Below are 15,015 nucleotides of genomic sequence, written 5' to 3'. Positions count from 1 at the left end.
CCTTCGGAACGAAGCGCCGGGTCGGCCGTTCTCACGGGCCCCGGCGCGTTCGCGCCTTTTCCAGCCCCGGGCGCTGTCGCGCCTTTTCCAGCCACCGAACAAGTCCCGGACGGCCCGCCGCGTGCGGCGGGTGCGAGGGCTGTCCTTTGCCCGTTTTCTGTGAGTATCGGGAGGGTACGGCCGTGATCCAGATCCGCGACGAGCGCGCCACCGATGTCGCCGCCCGCGAGCACCTGCTCGATGTGTGCTTCGGCGAGGCCCGCTTCACCAAGACCTGCGAGCGCCTGCGCGAAGGGCGCTTTCCGGCCGAGGGCCTCGCCCTCGTCGTCGAGATGGACGGCCGTCTGGTCGCCACCGTGCGGCTGTGGCACGTCGATGCCGGCGGCATTCCCGCCCTCATGCTCGGCCCGATCGCCGTCGAGCCCGGCCTGCACGGGCTGGGAATCGGCCATAAGCTGATGCGCGCGGTGCTGGCGCGTGCGGCCTCGCTCGGCCACCGCGCCGTGATCCTGGTCGGGGATGCGCCCTACTACGCCCGCTTCGGCTTCACCCGCGAGCGGGTCGGGACCCTCAGCCTGCCGGGGCCCTACGCGCCGGAGCGGTTTCTGGCCCTCGACCTCGTCCCGGGTGCGCTCGACGGCGCGACCGGCATGGTGCGGGCGACCGGGCAGGTGGTGGCGAGCGCCCCGCCGGCGGAGGCGTTCCGCGTCGCCGCCTGACCGGCGCGACGTGTTCCCCCTCACGGGCGGTGCCGGGTTTGCCCGGCATCGCGGGTGAGGGTGGGGGAGGGCAGCCGCACCGACGGTCGATGATCTCAGCATCGACCGTCCCCACCTGCCGCGGCCTCGTCGTGTGATCCGTCCGAACCGACATCCTCACTGTCATCCCGGGGCCGCGAAAGCGGAATCCGGGCTCCATAAACGCTGGCAGTTGAGAATAGGGCGGCCAGCGTTCCGCTTCGTCCCGAATCCTCGGCGGTGATGGATCCCGGGTTCTCGTCTTCGACGAGACCCAGGATGACGTCGAGAGCTATCGGATGGCATGCGGCAATCTCTCAGAGCCTGTTTGATTGGCTCAAGCACCGATTCCCACACACGACCTCATCCTGAGGTGTTAGCCCATCGAAGATGGGCTAACACCTCAGGATGAGGTCGCGAGAGGGATAAAAAAGGTCGTTGCAGCTAAATTTTCGCAAGTCAAACAGGCTCTCAGGAAGCTCGTTTGCCTTCCTCGACAGTGTTGACACCCTTCTCGTCATTCCGGGGCCGCGAAAGCGGAGCCCGGAATCCAGACACTCAGGTGAGTCAGAAGAAAGCGGAACGATTTCCGCTCGATCCTGATCCATCCGAGGTTCTGGATTCCGGGCTCCGCTTTCGCGGCCCCGGAATGACCCGGTGGATTTGAGATTTCGAGCGAACAAGCAATCAGATCTCACACGGGAAGACGGGCAGGGAAAATCCCCTATCCCCCTTCGTCGTCACCGAGCAACCCCGGCTCCCGGCTCCCGGCTCACGCCGACCGGCGCAGCGAATAGGACGGCACCTCCGCCGGAACGCGGTCCTGGGCCACGATCACCTCCGGCACGCCGGCGGCCTCGGCGGTGTCGAACAGGCCGACGAGGCGCGGGTCGTCCGCTTCGGCATTCGAGGCGATCACCACCGCGTCCATCCAGGCCGAGACCGCGCTCACCAGGGGCCGGGCCTCGTCGGAGAAGCCGTCGCCGAGGCAGGCGATCACCCAGTCATAGGCCTCGCCGAGGGCGTCGAGGGTGAGCCCGAGGGCGTCGCGTCCGGCGACCAGGGCCTCGGGGCCGCCGCGGCCGCGCTCGATCAGGTTCAGGCGCGGGCCCTCGTCGGGCTGGATCACGGTGCGGAAATCCGCCTGGCCGGCGACGAGGTCGGCGAGGCCCGGGCGGTCCGTCTGCGGCCGGTCCAGGCGCACCAGGAGGGCACGGCCGTGCAGGGCGGCGGCGCGGCCGAGGCTGCGGGCGAGCCCGTCGAGGTCGGCCTCGTCGCCAGTGCCGACGAGGAGCACCCGCCGGCCGCCCCCCGCCGTCTCGATCGCATCGAGCCGCGCCACCAGCACGTCGAGGTCGTAGCGGGCCTCGAAGGGCAGCGGGGCGGCCGTGGGAGCCGGTGCGACGACCGCGATCGTCTCGGCAGGCGGCGCGGGCTCGACGGGCGGAACCGTCGGGGCAGGCGCCGGCTCCGCGACAGGACGCGGGGCGGCCGGTGCCGCGGCGGCAATCGGTGCGGGCGTTGCGGCGAGCGGCGCCGGCGCGACGGGCGCCCCGAAGGCCGGGACCGGGACGGCCGCCGGGATCGGATCGGCGCTCGGGCGCGGATCGGCGGGGAGGGGTGCGGGCATCGCGGCCACCTCCGGCTCGACCGTCCCGGTGGCGGAGGCCGCCGCGGGGAGGGGAGCCGCCGGCAGGGCGGGGGCGAGGACAGGCGCCGCGACGGGGGCCTCCGGTACCGGCTCGGTCTCCGGCCGGCGCGGGCGGCCCCGGCCGCGGCCGGGCGGGTCGCCGGCGAGCAGCGCCTTGGCGACGATGCTGCCGATGGCGAACAGGAAGGCGATCACCGTGGCGAACAGGACGATCGGCAGCTTCTTGGGGAAGGACGGCAGGTCCGGCACGACCGCGCGGGAGACCACGCGGGCATCGGCGGGTGCCGCGCTCGCCGCGTCCCGGGCCGCCGCCTCGCGGAAGCGGCCGAGATAGGATTCGAGCTGCTCGCGCTGGGCCTTCGCCTCGCGCTCGAGCGCCCGCAGCTCGACCTCGTCGCCATTCGCCTTGGCGACGATGCCGCGCTGGGCGTCCACCGCCGCCTGCAGGCTCTCGACCCGGCTGCCGGCGATGCGGGCATCGTTCTCCAGGGTGCGCACCGCGCGGTCGGCGGCGGCGCGGATCTGGGTCTCCAGGCCTTCGAGCTGGGCGCGCAGCTCCTTCATCCGCGGGTGCTGCGGCAGCAGGGTGCGGGCCTCCAGCGCCAGCTGCGCCTTCAGTCCGATACGCTGCTCGACCAGGCGGCGGATCAGCTCGTTGTTGGCGACGTCGGGGATCTCGAAGCCGCGGCCATCCTTCAGCATCTCGCGGATCAGCTTGGCCTTGGCGCCGGCATCGGCCTGGGCGGCGCGGGCCTGGGTCAGCTGGGTCGAGAGCTCGGCGAGCTGCTGGGCCGCCAGCGGCTGGCTGGTGGTGCCGCCGCTGCCGATCAGCCCGTTGCGGGCCCGGAACGCCTCGACCTTCCCCTCGGCCTCCGCGACGCGGCTGCGCAGGGTCTCGATGTTGGTGCCGAGCCAGGTCGAGGCGTAGCGGGCGGTATCGACCTTCACCGCGGCGAGCGAGGACAGGTAGAGGTCCGAGATGGTGTTGGCGGCCCTGGCGGCCAGTTCAGGATCCTTGGAGCGGAACTCGATCGTCAGGATGCGCGACTTGCCGGCGGGATAGACCAGCAGCCGGTCGAAGTATTTCTCCAGCACCCGGTCGACCGGCTCGCGGTCGAGGGGATTTTGCGCCAGGCCGAGCATCACCAGCACCTGCTGGAGGCCGCCGACGCCTTTGACCATCGGGTCGAATTCGGGGTTGCCGACGAGGCCGAGGCTCTTGATCGCCTCGCGGGCGATGTCGCGCGACATCACCACCTGGACCTGGCTCGCCACCGCCTGCTCGTCGATCGGCAGGGGTATCTCGCCCCGGTCCTGCTGCAGCCGGGTCAGCGCGCTGTCGCGGCTCTCCAGCAGCAGCTTGGCCTCCGCGGTGTAGCGCGGCGTCACCACCTGGACGAAGGCGACCGAGAGACCGAAGGCCGCGACCGTCGGCAGCAGGATGACGAGCCAGCGCCGCCGCAGCAGCCGGCCGACATCGCCGAGGGTCAGGCCGTCCTCGGGGCTGCGCTCGACCTCGGGCTCCCGCGCCGAGCGGGGATCGGCGACCGGCTTCGCGCCTTTCGGCTCCTTGGAGCCGGAATCCTTGGGACCCTTGCGGGCCCGGCCGGCGAGGCGGTCGGGCAGCCGGGCCTGCGACCGCTCGGCGAAGGGGAAGACGCGGGGCATTGCGGACCGTCGGTGAGGAGGCGGGAAGCGGCCCGGACCGGGCCCTGCCGCCAGCAGACGCGATTAAGGTTGCCGCGCGGTTAAGACCGAAATCCTCTCGTGCCGTCCCGATCGTGCCCCGGGTGAGACTTCATTAACCACGACACCCTAGGCCTGGGGACAACATCTCGGACACGACTTGGACTGGCCGGAAGCGATGAACCGACGCGCCCTTCTCACAGGCTTGGCGACCACGCTCGCGCTCGGCGGATGCCTGCGGCCCGAGTACCGCACCGCGCTCCTCGACGAGACCGGCACCGGCGCGGTCGGCGCCTCGTACTCGCTCGCCTCCGGCGACCGGCTGCGGGTGATCGTGTTCGGCCAGGACAACCTGTCGAACATCTACGCGGTCGACGGGGCCGGGCGCATCGCCATGCCGCTGATCGGCCCGATCAAGGTCGCCGGCGGCTCGACCGCCCAGGCCGCCCGCGCCATCGAGGCGCGGCTGCGCGACGGCTTCGTGCGCGAGCCCCACGTCACGGTCGAGGTCGAGGTCTACCGGCCGTTCTTCATCCTGGGCGAGGTCACCACCTCGGGCCAGTACCCCTTCGTGAGCGGCATGACGGTCGAGACCGCGGTGGCGATCGCGGCGGGCTTCGGCCCCCGCGCCGCCCGCGACTACGCCGTGCTCACCCGCGAGGGGCCGACCGGCCTCGTCTCCGGCATCGTCCCGATGACCTACCCGGTCCGCCCCGGCGACACGATCGTGGTCAAGGAGCGCTGGTTCTGAGACCCGGACGGGCGCGCACCGGGCTCGACTTGCGCTGACCGGCGGTTAACCACGCCCTCATCCATCCTGCGCGGGACTGGACTTCCCTCCCGCCGCTTAACCGCCCGGCCACGGCCTTGGGGCGAGATACGGCAGCCGCCCGCCGCGGCGCCGTCATCCGCTTCGAGGACTTCGCCCGTGGCCGCCACCTCCCATCGCCTCGCCGCCGAGCCCGCGCCGCCGGCGCCCGTGCCCGCTTCCGCCCCGCGCGAGCGGATCCTGCACGTGTTCCGCGCCCCCGTCGGCGGCCTGTTTCGCCACGTCCTCGACGTCGCGCGGCTGCAGGCCGAGGCCGGTCACGCGGTCGGCCTGTTCTGCGATGCGAGCACCGGGGGCGCCCGGGCGGAGGCGGTCCTCGCCGAGCTGGCGCCGCACCTCACCCTCGGCATCACCCGGCTGCCGATGCGCCGCAACCCGCATCCGAGCGACCTCGCCGCCCTGTCGGCGCTCGCCCGCCTCATCCGACGGCTGGCGCCGACCGTCCTGCACGGCCACGGCTCGAAGGGCGGCCTGTTCGCCCGCCTGGCGCCGGCCGGGGGCGGGGCGCCTCCGGTGCGGGCCTACACGCCGCATGGCGGCAGCTTCAACTACCGCCCGGGCACGCCGCTCCACCGCCTCTACATGCTGGCGGAGGGCGTCCTCACCCGGCGCACCGACGTTTTTCTGTTCGAGAGCGACTACATCGCCGGGCGCTACCGGGCCTATGTCGGCCCGACCGACCGGCTGGTGCGGGTGGTCCATAACGGCATCTCGCCGGCCGAGTTCGCCCCGATCGTCCCCGGTCCGGCCCCGCTCGACCTCGTCTATATCGGCGAGCTGCGCGAGGCGAAGGGCGTGCCGGTGCTGTTCGAGGCGCTGGCCCGCCTGCGCCGGGAGCAGGGCCGGCGCCTGACCCTGCTGGTGGTCGGCTCGGGGCCCGACGAGACCTCCTTGCGCAACCGCGTCGCCGCGCTGGGCCTCGCCGAGGACGTGCTGTTCGAGCCGCCGCAACCGATCCGGTCGGCGCTCAGCCGCGCCACCGTGATGGTGGTGCCCTCGCTGGCCGAGTCGCTGCCCTACGTGATCCTCGAGGCGGCCGCCGCCGCCCAGCCCCTCGTCTCGACCGATGTCGGCGGCATCCCGGAGATCTTCGGGCCCGCCGCCCCCGCCCTGGTGCCGCCGGGCGACGCCGGAGCCCTCGCCCGGGCGATCCTGCGCAAGGTCGACCAGGATCCGGATGAGCGCTCCGGCGAGGCGGCGGCGCTCAGCGCCTTCATCCGCTGCCGCTTTTCGATGAGCCGAATGGCGGAGGACGGGCTCGCCGGCTACGCCGCCGCCCGGGTCGGGCGGGGCTGACGCCCCGTCCCGGGACCGCCGATCTTCGAGAAACCCGTCATGGTCCCTTTAAGCCTTCGCTCAGGGCTTGGCGGCAGGATCCCCATCCTAACCCACGGACGATGCGAGACTTTCGTCGCCTCGACCGAGACCGGAACCGTGCCATGAGTGCGTTCGACGTCCGCGACATCCTCAAGACCGTGGCGGCCGACCAGGCCGGGCCTCTGAACCGCTCGGGCCAGGAGCGCGAGCCCGTGCCGCCCGCCGAGACGGTGGCGCCGGTGCGGCCGAACCCCGCCCTCTCGCCGGTGGTGTTCACCGGTTGCGTCCGGGCCCTCGAATTCGTCCTCGTGGCGCTGGCGGGCCTGTGCGCCCAGCGATGGCTGCTCGCCGGCGTGGTGCCGCTCAATCTCGGCTACGCGGCGGCGATCCTCGGGCTCGCCGCCCTCACGGTGCTGGTGCTGCAGGCGCTCGGCGCCTACGGCATCCGGGCGTTCCGGGCCTTCTTCAGCGTCGGCGCCCGGGTGGTGCTCGGCTGGTCGCTGGTGATGCTGCTCGCTGCCACCGCCCTGTTCCTCGCCAAGCTCGGCGACAACTACTCGCGGCTGTGGCTGGTGAGCGTCTATGGCGGCGGCCTGGCGCTGCTGCTCGCCGAGCGCCTGGTGCTGGCCCTGGTGGTCAGCGCCCAGATGCGCCGCGGCCGGTTCGACCGGCGCGTCGCCGTCGTGGGCGGGGGCGAGCCGGCCGAGGCGCTGATCCGGGCGATCGAGGCGCAGGGCGATTCCGGCCTCAAGGTGGTCGGCCTGTTCGACGACCGCAACGACGGCCGCTCGGCCGACGTGGTCGCGGGCTACCCCAAGCTCGGCACGGTCAGCGACCTCGTCACCTTCGCCCGCCGCACCAAGGTCGACCTGATCGTCTTCACCCTGCCGATCTCGGCCGAGGCGCGCATCCTCCAGATGCTGGCCAAGCTCTGGGTGCTGCCGGTCGACATCCGCCTCTCGGCCCATGCCTCGAAGCTTCGCTTACGCCCGCGCAGCTACTCCTATCTCGGCTCGGTGCCGGTGCTCGACGTGTTCGACCGGCCGATCGCCGATTGGGACGTGGTGGTGAAGGGCGTGTTCGACCGCGTGGTCGGCGCCGTGCTGCTGCTGATGCTCTCGCCGGTGATGCTGGGCGTGGCGCTCGCCGTGAAGCTCACCTCGCCCGGCCCGGTCTTCTTCCGCCAGAAGCGCCACGGCTTCAACAACGAGGTGATCGACGTCTACAAGTTCCGGTCGATGTACACCGACCAGTGCGACTTCGCGGCGAACAAGATCGTCACAAAGGGCGATCCGCGGGTGACCCCGGTCGGCCGCTTCATCCGCAAGAGCTCGCTCGACGAGCTGCCCCAGCTCATCAACGTGGTGAAGGGCGACCTGTCCCTGGTCGGGCCGCGCCCGCACGCCCTCCAGGCCAAGGCCGCCAACACCCTCTACGACCAGGTCGTCGACGGCTACTTCGCCCGCCACAAGGTCAAGCCCGGCATGACCGGCTGGGCCCAGATCAACGGCTGGCGCGGCGAGACCGACACCAACGAGAAGATCCAGCGCCGCGTCGAGCACGACCTGTACTACATCGAGAACTGGTCGGTGTTCTTCGACCTGCAGATCCTGGCGATGACGCCGCTGGCCCTGTTCAAGACCGAGAACGCATATTGAGGTGCAGGGGGGAGGACCGTTTTCCCAGCCCCCTCGGTGCCTGCTCGGTCGGGTCACGCGAGCAGGCCCGAAGGTGCCACCAACGGGAGCCTCGACGGAGGGCTCCTGGACTTATGCTGCGGGACGAGGCGGGAGAGGTGTCGGCGTCAGTTCCGCCTCGCCCCGTCCGGGTGCCGGGCTCTCACGCCCATGCCGAGAACGCCATCCGCCCCTGATTGTGCCCGAGGTTGCGCGGCAACCGCTCCGCCCTGAAGCCCGTCTCCCGCAGCCGGGCCAGCATCGCGGCCTCGTCGGAGCGGGCAAGGCCTAGCGTCCGGCGCAGCGCGCGGTAATCCGAGAACAGGGTACGGACGAGTCCGACGGCGGCCGCCACGAGGAAACCCTCGCGCCGCGCGAAGGCGAGGAGCGCCGTCGCATCGGCGACGGCGCCGAGTTGCGGCGGGATCACGTCGGCGAGGACCAGGCGACCGCCGGGCTTGAGCAGCCGGCGCCAGTCGCGCAGGCAGGCATCGAGTTCCGAGACCGTGAGGTACTGCGCCAGGGAATTCGCCACCACGAGGTCGAGGCTCGCCGCGGGCAGGGCGGCGACGTCGTCGGGGGAGAGGATGGCGATGGTCGGGGAGGCGGCGAAACGCTGCCCCAGGGCGTCGCGCTGGCGCGGGGAGGCATCGCAGAGGAGGAGCCGGCCGCAAGACTCCGCGACCCGGTCGGCCGACAGGGCCTCGCCGCAGCCGTGATCGAGAACGACCGCACCCGGATGCGGCACCAGGGCGGCGATCTCCTCGGCCAGCCCGGCATAGTGCCGGGCCTTGTGGCGCGCATTGACGTAGATCGGGGTGTCGCGGTCCCAGAACTCGCGCCAGGAAGACACCACGATCGGACAGCCTGTGTCGGGAGGGCTCAGCCGCCGATGAGCAGGACCGAGACGGCCCGGTCGATCGAGAGATAGAACACCGCGAAGGCGACGGCGGCGGCGAGCGCGAACTCGGCGGCGTCGTTGGGCAGGGCACGCAGCTCGCGCAGGGTCTCGCGGCCGTAGAGGGCGCCGAGCCAGGCGAGCGTCAGCACCACCGGCATCGCGAACAGGAACGACCAAGTGCTCTCGACGCGGCCCGCGGTCGGGTCGATCAGCGCGCGGATGTTGCGCACCCACGGCGCCTGGGTGGCGGCGGCCAGCGTCGTCACCCAGGCCAGCCCCACGGCGATGCCGAGATGGGTGGTGAAGGTGCGGTGCAGGCGCGAGAAGCTGTCGCTGGCGGCGTGGTCGATCACTGGATTCAAGCCCCGAATCGCGGCCCCGCGACGATCGTTCATCGTCGTCGCTCCAGGGCGGTGGACGGCCGGGAGAATCGGCCGCGAGTTCGGGTTTTTTGTGGCTGCGGCCGGAACCGGCCGCAACCTTTTTCGAAGTTACGCGTTGCTGCTCTTCGTCTCACGCATGAGCGTGACGAAGCGGTCGAACAGGTAGTGGCTGTCCTGCGGGCCCGGCGAGGCCTCCGGGTGGTGCTGCACCGAGAAGGCCGGACGGTCGGTGAGCGACAGGCCGCAATTCGAGCCGTCGAACAGCGAGACGTGGGTCTCGACGGCATTCGCCGGCAGGCTCGACGGGTCGACGGCAAAGCCGTGGTTCATCGAGACGATCTCGACCTTGCCGGTGGTGTGGTCCTTCACCGGGTGGTTGGCGCCGTGATGGCCCTGGCTCATCTTCACCGTGCGGCCGCCGAGCGCGAGGCCCATCAGCTGGTGGCCGAGGCAGATGCCGAAGGTCGGGACCTTCTTGTCGAGGAGGGCGCGGATCACCGGCACGGCGTACTCGCCGGTCGCCGCCGGGTCGCCCGGGCCGTTCGACAGGAAGACGCCGTCGGGCTGGAGCGCCAGCACCTCGTCGGCGCTCGCGGTCGCCGGCACCACGGTGACGTCGCAGCCCGCCTTGGCGAGCAGGCGCAGGATGTTGCGCTTCACGCCGTAATCGATCGCCACGACCTTGAGGCCTTCGCCGGCCGCCCGGCTGCCGTAGCCGGCCGGGTGCTGCCAGGAGGTCTCGCCCCAGGTCGTCGAGGCCTTGCTCGTCACCGGCGGCACGAGGTCGAGGCCTTCCATCGGCGGCAGCGACGCGGCCTTGGCGATCAGGGCCTCGCGGTCGAAGCGGCCGTCCGGGTCGTTGGCCAGGATCGCGTTCGGCATGCCGCGGTCGCGGATGAGGGCGGTGAGCGCGCGGGTGTCGACGCCGGTGATGCCGACGATGCCGCGGGCCTTGAGCCAGCCGTCGAGATGGCGCGACGAGCGCCAGTTGGACGGGTTCGTCACCGCCGAGGCGATCACCGCGCCGCGCACGCCGGAGGCCGGGGCCGCGTCGAGGCTTTCCAGATCCTCGTCGTTGGTGCCGACATTGCCGATATGCGGGAAGGTGAAGGTGACGATCTGCCCGGCATAGGACGGATCGGTCAGGATCTCCTGGTAGCCGGTCATCGCGGTGTTGAAGCAGACTTCACCGGCGGCCTCGCCGGTGGCACCGATGCCGAAACCCTCCAGAACCGTGCCGTCGGCGAGCACCAGGAGGGCGGTCGCGACGGGCTCGGCCCAGCCTTCGGGTTGCGCGGGGGCGGCCGCGTCGTCTTGCAGCATGATCGTGATCTCGCTTATGTCGCGGCCGGGCACGGCCGACGGGCGCGGCCGGCTGTTTACGAGGCCGGCAGCGGCCCGGTCAATCTGGGGACGCCCTGCTATCCCCTCAAGTGCCTCGACTTTCAAGAGCCTTGCAGGAGCCTTGCAAGTGCCTCGCCCCCCAACCGGAACACCAGGAGACCGGCATGCTGCGCCAGCGCCTCACCGCCGAGATGAAGGAGGCCATGAAGGCCGGCGACAAGGCGAAGCTCGCCACCGTCCGGCTGATCCAGGCCGCCCTCAAGGACAAGGACATCGAGGCCCGCGGCCTCGGCAAGGAGCCCCTGGGTGAGGAGGAGATCTTCTCCCTGCTCCAGAAGATGATCAAGCAGCGCAACGAATCGGCCACGGTCTACGACCAGGGCGGCCGCCCGGAGCTCGCCGAGGGCGAGCGCACCGAGGCTGCGATCATCACCCAGTTCCTGCCCCAGCAGATGGACGAGGACGAGACCCGCGCGGCGATCCAGGCCGCCATCGCGGAGACCGGTGCCGCCTCGCCGAAGGACATGGGCAAGGTCATCGCCGCCCTGAAGGGCGCCTATGCCGGCCGGATGGACTTCGCCAAGGCGAGCGGCCTCGTGAAGGCGATGCTGGCCTCCTGACGCGAACCGGACCCCGCCCCCTCGCGGGCGGGGTCCGGGCCTGCCTTTCGAAGAGCCGTAGTCCCGGACGCCGCATCCCGCCGGAACCAAGGCTCTCGTCTTCAGGTCCAGCACTCTTCGGTCGTCGGCGGCATTTGACGATCGAGGTATCTCCGTTTCGTTGCTGTCGAACGTAATCTGTTGTCAAATAAGTGACACAATTCTCTTGATGCAGATCATTTAATGCTTCTTTAGGGAAATCGTTGTCGTCTGCAGCCGCTTCGAGGTGGGGCCTGAACGGATTTCAGGCATTCGGGGGTCGCGATGCCGTCGTTGTTGTCCATCCGGGCCCAGGTGCTCGGGATCGCCCTCGCCCTCGGGGCGATCGTCGGGGCGATGACCCTCGACGGGGTGGTTACGGCCTGGACCGGCTACCGCAACGCCCGGACCGTCGCCACCGCGGCGAAGCTCGACCAGCGCATCCTCGAGGCGATGCAGGCCTTCCGCTCGGAGCGCGGCGACACCGCCGCCACCTTGAGCCTGTTGGGCGAGCAGGCCGCGGCGATGCGCAAGGTCATCGACGGCCATCGCGGCCGGGTCGACGGGGCGATCCGGGCCCTCCTCGCCGCGCCCGCCGACCTTCCGGTGCCGGGCCTCGGCGAGGCGCTGAAGGACCTCGAAGCCGGCTACGGCGACCAGCTCTCCTTGCGCCGCGCCGCCGACGAGGCCTATGCCCGCGAGGCCGAGACCCGCGACAAGGCCCTGGCCGCGCGCGTGCTGAAGACCGGCGACGCGGTGCTGGCCCGGCTCGAGCGGGTCGCCACCGTGCTCGAGCGGCAGATGGCCCGCCTCGATCCCGAGACCCGGCTCCTGACCGGCGCCAAGAACAACGCCTGGGCGACCCGGGCCACCGCCGGCTCGCTCGCCGTGGTCGTCAACACCGTCCTGTCGAGCCGGACGCCGCTGACCCTGGAGCAGGCCGAGGCGGTACAGACCCTGCGCGGCCGCTACGAGGCGACGTGGAAGCTCGCCGAGGCGGCGACCGGCGACCTGCCGAACGCGATCGCCGCCGCGGTCGCGACGGCGCAGGCCGCCTATTTCACCTCCGAGGTGACGGCGGTGATCCAGCGCAACCTGCGCGCCTTCTCGCCGGGCGCCGAGCCCGCCATGACCCTGCCCGAGTGGCAGAAATTCATCACCCCGAAGCTCAACACCATCGTGGCGGTGGCCAACGAGGCCCTCGCCGTCGGCGTCGTCGCGGCGAATGCGGCGGCCGAGGCGGCGGAACGCCACCTGATCGTCAACGCGGCCCTGTTCGCGGCGGCGCTGCTGCTCGTCGCCGCGAGCTGCGCCGTGGCGCATGTCCGCATCGCCCTGCCGATCCGGCGGATGACCGCCGCGATGCAGGCGCTCGCCGAGGGCGACGCCGCCGTGACGGTGCCGGCGCAGGGGCGGCGCGACGAGATCGGCGCGATGGCCGCCACCGTGCAGGTGTTTCGCGACAACCTGATCCGCACCCGGGCCCTGGAGGAGGAGACGGCGCTCGCCCGCGCCTCGGCCGAGGCGCAGCGACGGGCCGGCATGCGCCAGATGGCGGACGCCTTCGAGCACGCCGTCGGCGGCATCGTCGGCCAGGTCGCGGCCTCCGCCACCGAGCTCCAGGCGACCGCCGCGGTCATGACCGATGGCGCCACCCGGACCGCCGGGCGCTCCACGGCCGTCGCCGCCGCCGCTGGCCAGACCGCCGAGAATGTCGGCACCGTCGCCGCTGCCGCCGAGGAGCTGGGCGCCTCGGTGACCGAGATCGGCCGCCAGGTCTCGGGCTCGGCGGTCCTCGCCCGGACCGCCGAGGTCGAGGCCGCCGGCACCGCCGGGCACATGCGCGAGCTGAGCGAGGCGGTGTCGCGCATCGGCGACGTGGTCGGGCTGATCTCGTCGATCGCCAGCCAGACCAATCTCCTGGCGCTCAACGCCACCATCGAGGCCGCCCGCGCCGGGGCCGCGGGCCGGGGCTTCGCGGTGGTGGCGGCGGAAGTGAAGGAACTCGCCGGCCAGACCGCGAAGGCCACCGAGGAGATCACCGGCCAGATCGGCCGCATCCAGGGCAAGACCGGGGACGCGGTCTCGGCGATCGAGGCGATCACCGGGCGGATCGCCGAGATCAGCCGCGTCTCGGTGGGGATCGCCGCCGCCGTCGAGGAGCAGGGCGCGGCGACGCAGGAAATCGTCCGCAACGTCGCGGAAGCCGCCACCGGCACGAACGAGGTGACGCACACCATCACCGCCGTGGCCGGCGCCGCCGAGGAGACGGGCGCGGCGGCGACGCAGGTGCTCGCGGCCTCGTCCGAGCTGTCGCGGCAATCCGAGCAGCTCTCGGCGGAGGTGAAGCTTTTCCTCGCCACCATCCGGGCGGCGTGATCCCGACCGCGTCAGATCGGCCGCACCTCGCCGGGGCGCAGTTTCAGCCGTGCGGCGAGGCGGTCCGAGAGGGTGCCGCTCAGCTCCACCGCCGCCTGCGGCATCACCGCCTGCACGGCGGCGACCGCCGCGAGGGGATCGCTCGCCATCGCGACGTAGACCCGCAATCCCGGAGCGTTCGCCCCGTCATCGGCCGCCGAGACGGCGACGGTGAAGGCGGTCTGTTTCGGCTTCTTCGCGGGCATCGGGCTCTATCGCACGGGGTCGCGCCCCTGTCTGCGCCCTGGCCGGGGTTAGCCACATGGCGTCTCGTCGCGCCTCCTCGCCGCTGAAGCCCGAGGCGCGGGCCTCGCCGGACCCGACTCCTGCGCCTCGCTGAACCGTGACTTGCACCGACGGCGATTCGCCCCGATCTCCGCTGCACGTTTCGCCGTTCGCGTTCTGCCGTTCCCGGGGGACAGGTCCATGCTCATCAAGGTCAAGCGCGGCTGGGAGATGCCCGAGCGCCTCGCCACGCCCGAATCGGTCTTCCTCAACCGCCGGGCGCTCCTCGGCGGCAGCCTCGGGCTCGCCGCCTCCTCGCTCGCCGGCGGCCCGGCCCTCGCCGCCGTGCCGGGGGAGGGGACCGGGGCGGTGAAGACCGCCGACCTCTATCCGGCCAAGAAGAACCCTGCCTACACCCTCGACCGCGCGGTGACGGCGGAGCGCTACAGCGCCGATTACAACAACTTCTACGAGTACGGCACCAACAAGACCGTCACGCCGGGCTCCGACGCCCTGAAGGTCCAGCCCTGGACGATCAAGGTCGACGGTCTCGTCGAGAAGCCGTTCGAGATCGGCTTCGAGGATCTGGTGCGCAAGATGGCCCTGGAGGAGCGGCTCTACCGCCACCGCTGCGTCGAGGCGTGGTCGATGGCGGTGCCGTGGACCGGCTTCCCGCTCTCGGCCCTGCTGGCGCTCGCCAAGCCGAAGGGCGACGCCAAGTACATCCAGATGCAGACCTTCATGGACAAGGCGATGGCGCCGGGCCAGCGGGCGTTCTTCTACCCTTGGCCCTATACCGAAGGCCTGACCATGGCCGAGGCCAACAACGACCTCGCCTTCATGGTGACCGGCGTCTACGGCAAGCCGCTGCTCAACCAGTTCGGCGCGCCGCTGCGGCTGGCCGTGCCGTGGAAATACGGGTTCAAGTCGGTGAAGTCGATCAACCGCATCACCTTCACGGCGGAGCGGCCCAAGACCTTCTGGGAGGGCTTGCAGGCCTCGGAATACGGTTTCTGGGCCAACGTGAACCCGGCGGTGCCGCATCCGCGCTGGAGCCAGGCGAGCGAGCGGGTGCTGGGCACCGACGAACGGGTGCCGACGCTGATCTACAACGGCTACGGCGCCCAGGTGGCGGACCTGTACAAGGGGCTCGAGAAGGAGCGCCTGTTCGCGTGAGATGACGCGGGCCGGCGCATCGTCCGATGCGCCG

General features: G+C 71.5%; 12 protein-coding genes. 7 read left to right on the top strand and 5 right to left on the bottom strand.

The genetic code is table 11. From position 1 onward, the window contains the following. Positions 1 to 182 precede the first annotated feature (182 nt). A complete protein-coding gene (locus F1D61_RS15055; RefSeq protein ID WP_203158704.1) occupies positions 183 to 719 on the top strand; it encodes a GNAT family N-acetyltransferase in 537 nt (178 codons plus the stop codon). A 790-nt stretch (positions 720 to 1,509) separates the two neighbouring features. On the opposite strand, the gene F1D61_RS15050 is transcribed toward F1D61_RS15055, so the two are convergent. Continuing rightward, positions 1,510 to 4,056, bottom strand: a complete 2,547-nt coding sequence (locus tag F1D61_RS15050; protein WP_203158703.1) for an exopolysaccharide transport family protein — start codon at positions 4,054 to 4,056, stop codon at positions 1,510 to 1,512. A 196-nt stretch (positions 4,057 to 4,252) separates the two neighbouring features. Here F1D61_RS15050 and F1D61_RS15045 point away from each other — a divergent pair, with 196 nt between their 5' ends. The 3 genes from F1D61_RS15045 (at position 4,253) to F1D61_RS15035 (ending at position 7,878) form a co-directional block, all read left to right on the top strand. Next, positions 4,253 to 4,825, top strand: coding sequence for a polysaccharide biosynthesis/export family protein (locus F1D61_RS15045; protein ID WP_203158702.1), 573 nt, complete (start codon positions 4,253 to 4,255; stop codon positions 4,823 to 4,825). Between the two features lie 177 nt (positions 4,826 to 5,002). Next, positions 5,003 to 6,199, top strand: a complete 1,197-nt coding sequence (locus F1D61_RS15040) for a glycosyltransferase (protein ID WP_203158701.1) — start codon at positions 5,003 to 5,005, stop codon at positions 6,197 to 6,199. Between the two features lie 143 nt (positions 6,200 to 6,342). Next, complete coding sequence (locus F1D61_RS15035) at positions 6,343 to 7,878, top strand: undecaprenyl-phosphate glucose phosphotransferase (protein ID WP_203158700.1); 1,536 nt, start codon at positions 6,343 to 6,345, stop codon at positions 7,876 to 7,878. A gap of 181 nt (positions 7,879 to 8,059) precedes the next feature. On the opposite strand, the gene F1D61_RS15030 is transcribed toward F1D61_RS15035, so the two are convergent. From F1D61_RS15030 to carA, 3 genes are all read right to left on the bottom strand, one after another. After that, positions 8,060 to 8,752 (bottom strand): class I SAM-dependent methyltransferase, encoded by a 693-nt coding sequence (locus F1D61_RS15030; RefSeq protein WP_203158699.1) that lies wholly within the window; start codon positions 8,750 to 8,752, stop codon positions 8,060 to 8,062. Between the two features lie 26 nt (positions 8,753 to 8,778). Beyond that, positions 8,779 to 9,192, bottom strand: coding sequence for a hypothetical protein (locus tag F1D61_RS15025; protein ID WP_203158698.1), 414 nt, complete (start codon positions 9,190 to 9,192; stop codon positions 8,779 to 8,781). Between the two features lie 96 nt (positions 9,193 to 9,288). Then, positions 9,289 to 10,503, bottom strand: a complete 1,215-nt coding sequence (gene carA, locus F1D61_RS15020) for a glutamine-hydrolyzing carbamoyl-phosphate synthase small subunit (RefSeq protein WP_203158697.1) — start codon at positions 10,501 to 10,503, stop codon at positions 9,289 to 9,291. A gap of 185 nt (positions 10,504 to 10,688) precedes the next feature. Here carA and F1D61_RS15015 point away from each other — a divergent pair, with 185 nt between their 5' ends. Then, entirely contained in the window at positions 10,689 to 11,144 is a 456-nt protein-coding gene (locus F1D61_RS15015) for a GatB/YqeY domain-containing protein (RefSeq protein WP_203158696.1), read from the top strand. Positions 11,145 to 11,447: 303 nt separating this feature from the next. After that, entirely contained in the window at positions 11,448 to 13,541 is a 2,094-nt protein-coding gene (locus tag F1D61_RS15010) for a methyl-accepting chemotaxis protein (RefSeq protein ID WP_203158695.1), read from the top strand. Positions 13,542 to 13,552: 11 nt separating this feature from the next. On the opposite strand, the gene F1D61_RS15005 is transcribed toward F1D61_RS15010, so the two are convergent. Beyond that, a complete protein-coding gene (locus F1D61_RS15005; protein ID WP_203158694.1) occupies positions 13,553 to 13,786 on the bottom strand; it encodes a hypothetical protein in 234 nt (77 codons plus the stop codon). Positions 13,787 to 14,006: 220 nt separating this feature from the next. Between F1D61_RS15005 and msrP the strand changes: the two genes are divergently transcribed. Beyond that, a complete protein-coding gene (gene msrP, locus F1D61_RS15000; RefSeq protein ID WP_203158693.1) occupies positions 14,007 to 14,981 on the top strand; it encodes a protein-methionine-sulfoxide reductase catalytic subunit MsrP in 975 nt (324 codons plus the stop codon). The last annotated feature ends 34 nt before the right edge of the window (positions 14,982 to 15,015 follow it).

Source organism: Methylobacterium aquaticum, from assembly GCF_016804325.1.
Taxonomy (GTDB): Bacteria; Pseudomonadota; Alphaproteobacteria; order Rhizobiales; family Beijerinckiaceae; genus Methylobacterium; species Methylobacterium aquaticum_C.
This window is presented reverse-complemented; position numbering and strand designations above follow the sequence as displayed.

Excerpts from the sequence above, each read along its gene's own strand:
- F1D61_RS15050 (WP_203158703.1), bottom strand. The coding sequence starts at position 4,056 with ATGCCCCGCGTCTTCCCCTTCGCCGAGCGGTCGCAGGCCCGGCTGCCC.
- F1D61_RS15045 (WP_203158702.1), top strand. The coding sequence starts at position 4,253 with ATGAACCGACGCGCCCTTCTCACAGGCTTGGCGACCACGCTCGCGCTC.
- F1D61_RS15035 (WP_203158700.1), top strand. The coding sequence starts at position 6,343 with ATGAGTGCGTTCGACGTCCGCGACATCCTCAAGACCGTGGCGGCCGAC.
- F1D61_RS15025 (WP_203158698.1), bottom strand. The coding sequence starts at position 9,192 with ATGAACGATCGTCGCGGGGCCGCGATTCGGGGCTTGAATCCAGTGATC.
- carA (WP_203158697.1), bottom strand. The coding sequence starts at position 10,503 with ATGCTGCAAGACGACGCGGCCGCCCCCGCGCAACCCGAAGGCTGGGCC.
- F1D61_RS15015 (WP_203158696.1), top strand. The coding sequence starts at position 10,689 with ATGCTGCGCCAGCGCCTCACCGCCGAGATGAAGGAGGCCATGAAGGCC.
- F1D61_RS15010 (WP_203158695.1), top strand. The coding sequence starts at position 11,448 with ATGCCGTCGTTGTTGTCCATCCGGGCCCAGGTGCTCGGGATCGCCCTC.
- F1D61_RS15005 (WP_203158694.1), bottom strand. The coding sequence starts at position 13,786 with ATGCCCGCGAAGAAGCCGAAACAGACCGCCTTCACCGTCGCCGTCTCG.
- msrP (WP_203158693.1), top strand. The coding sequence starts at position 14,007 with ATGCTCATCAAGGTCAAGCGCGGCTGGGAGATGCCCGAGCGCCTCGCC.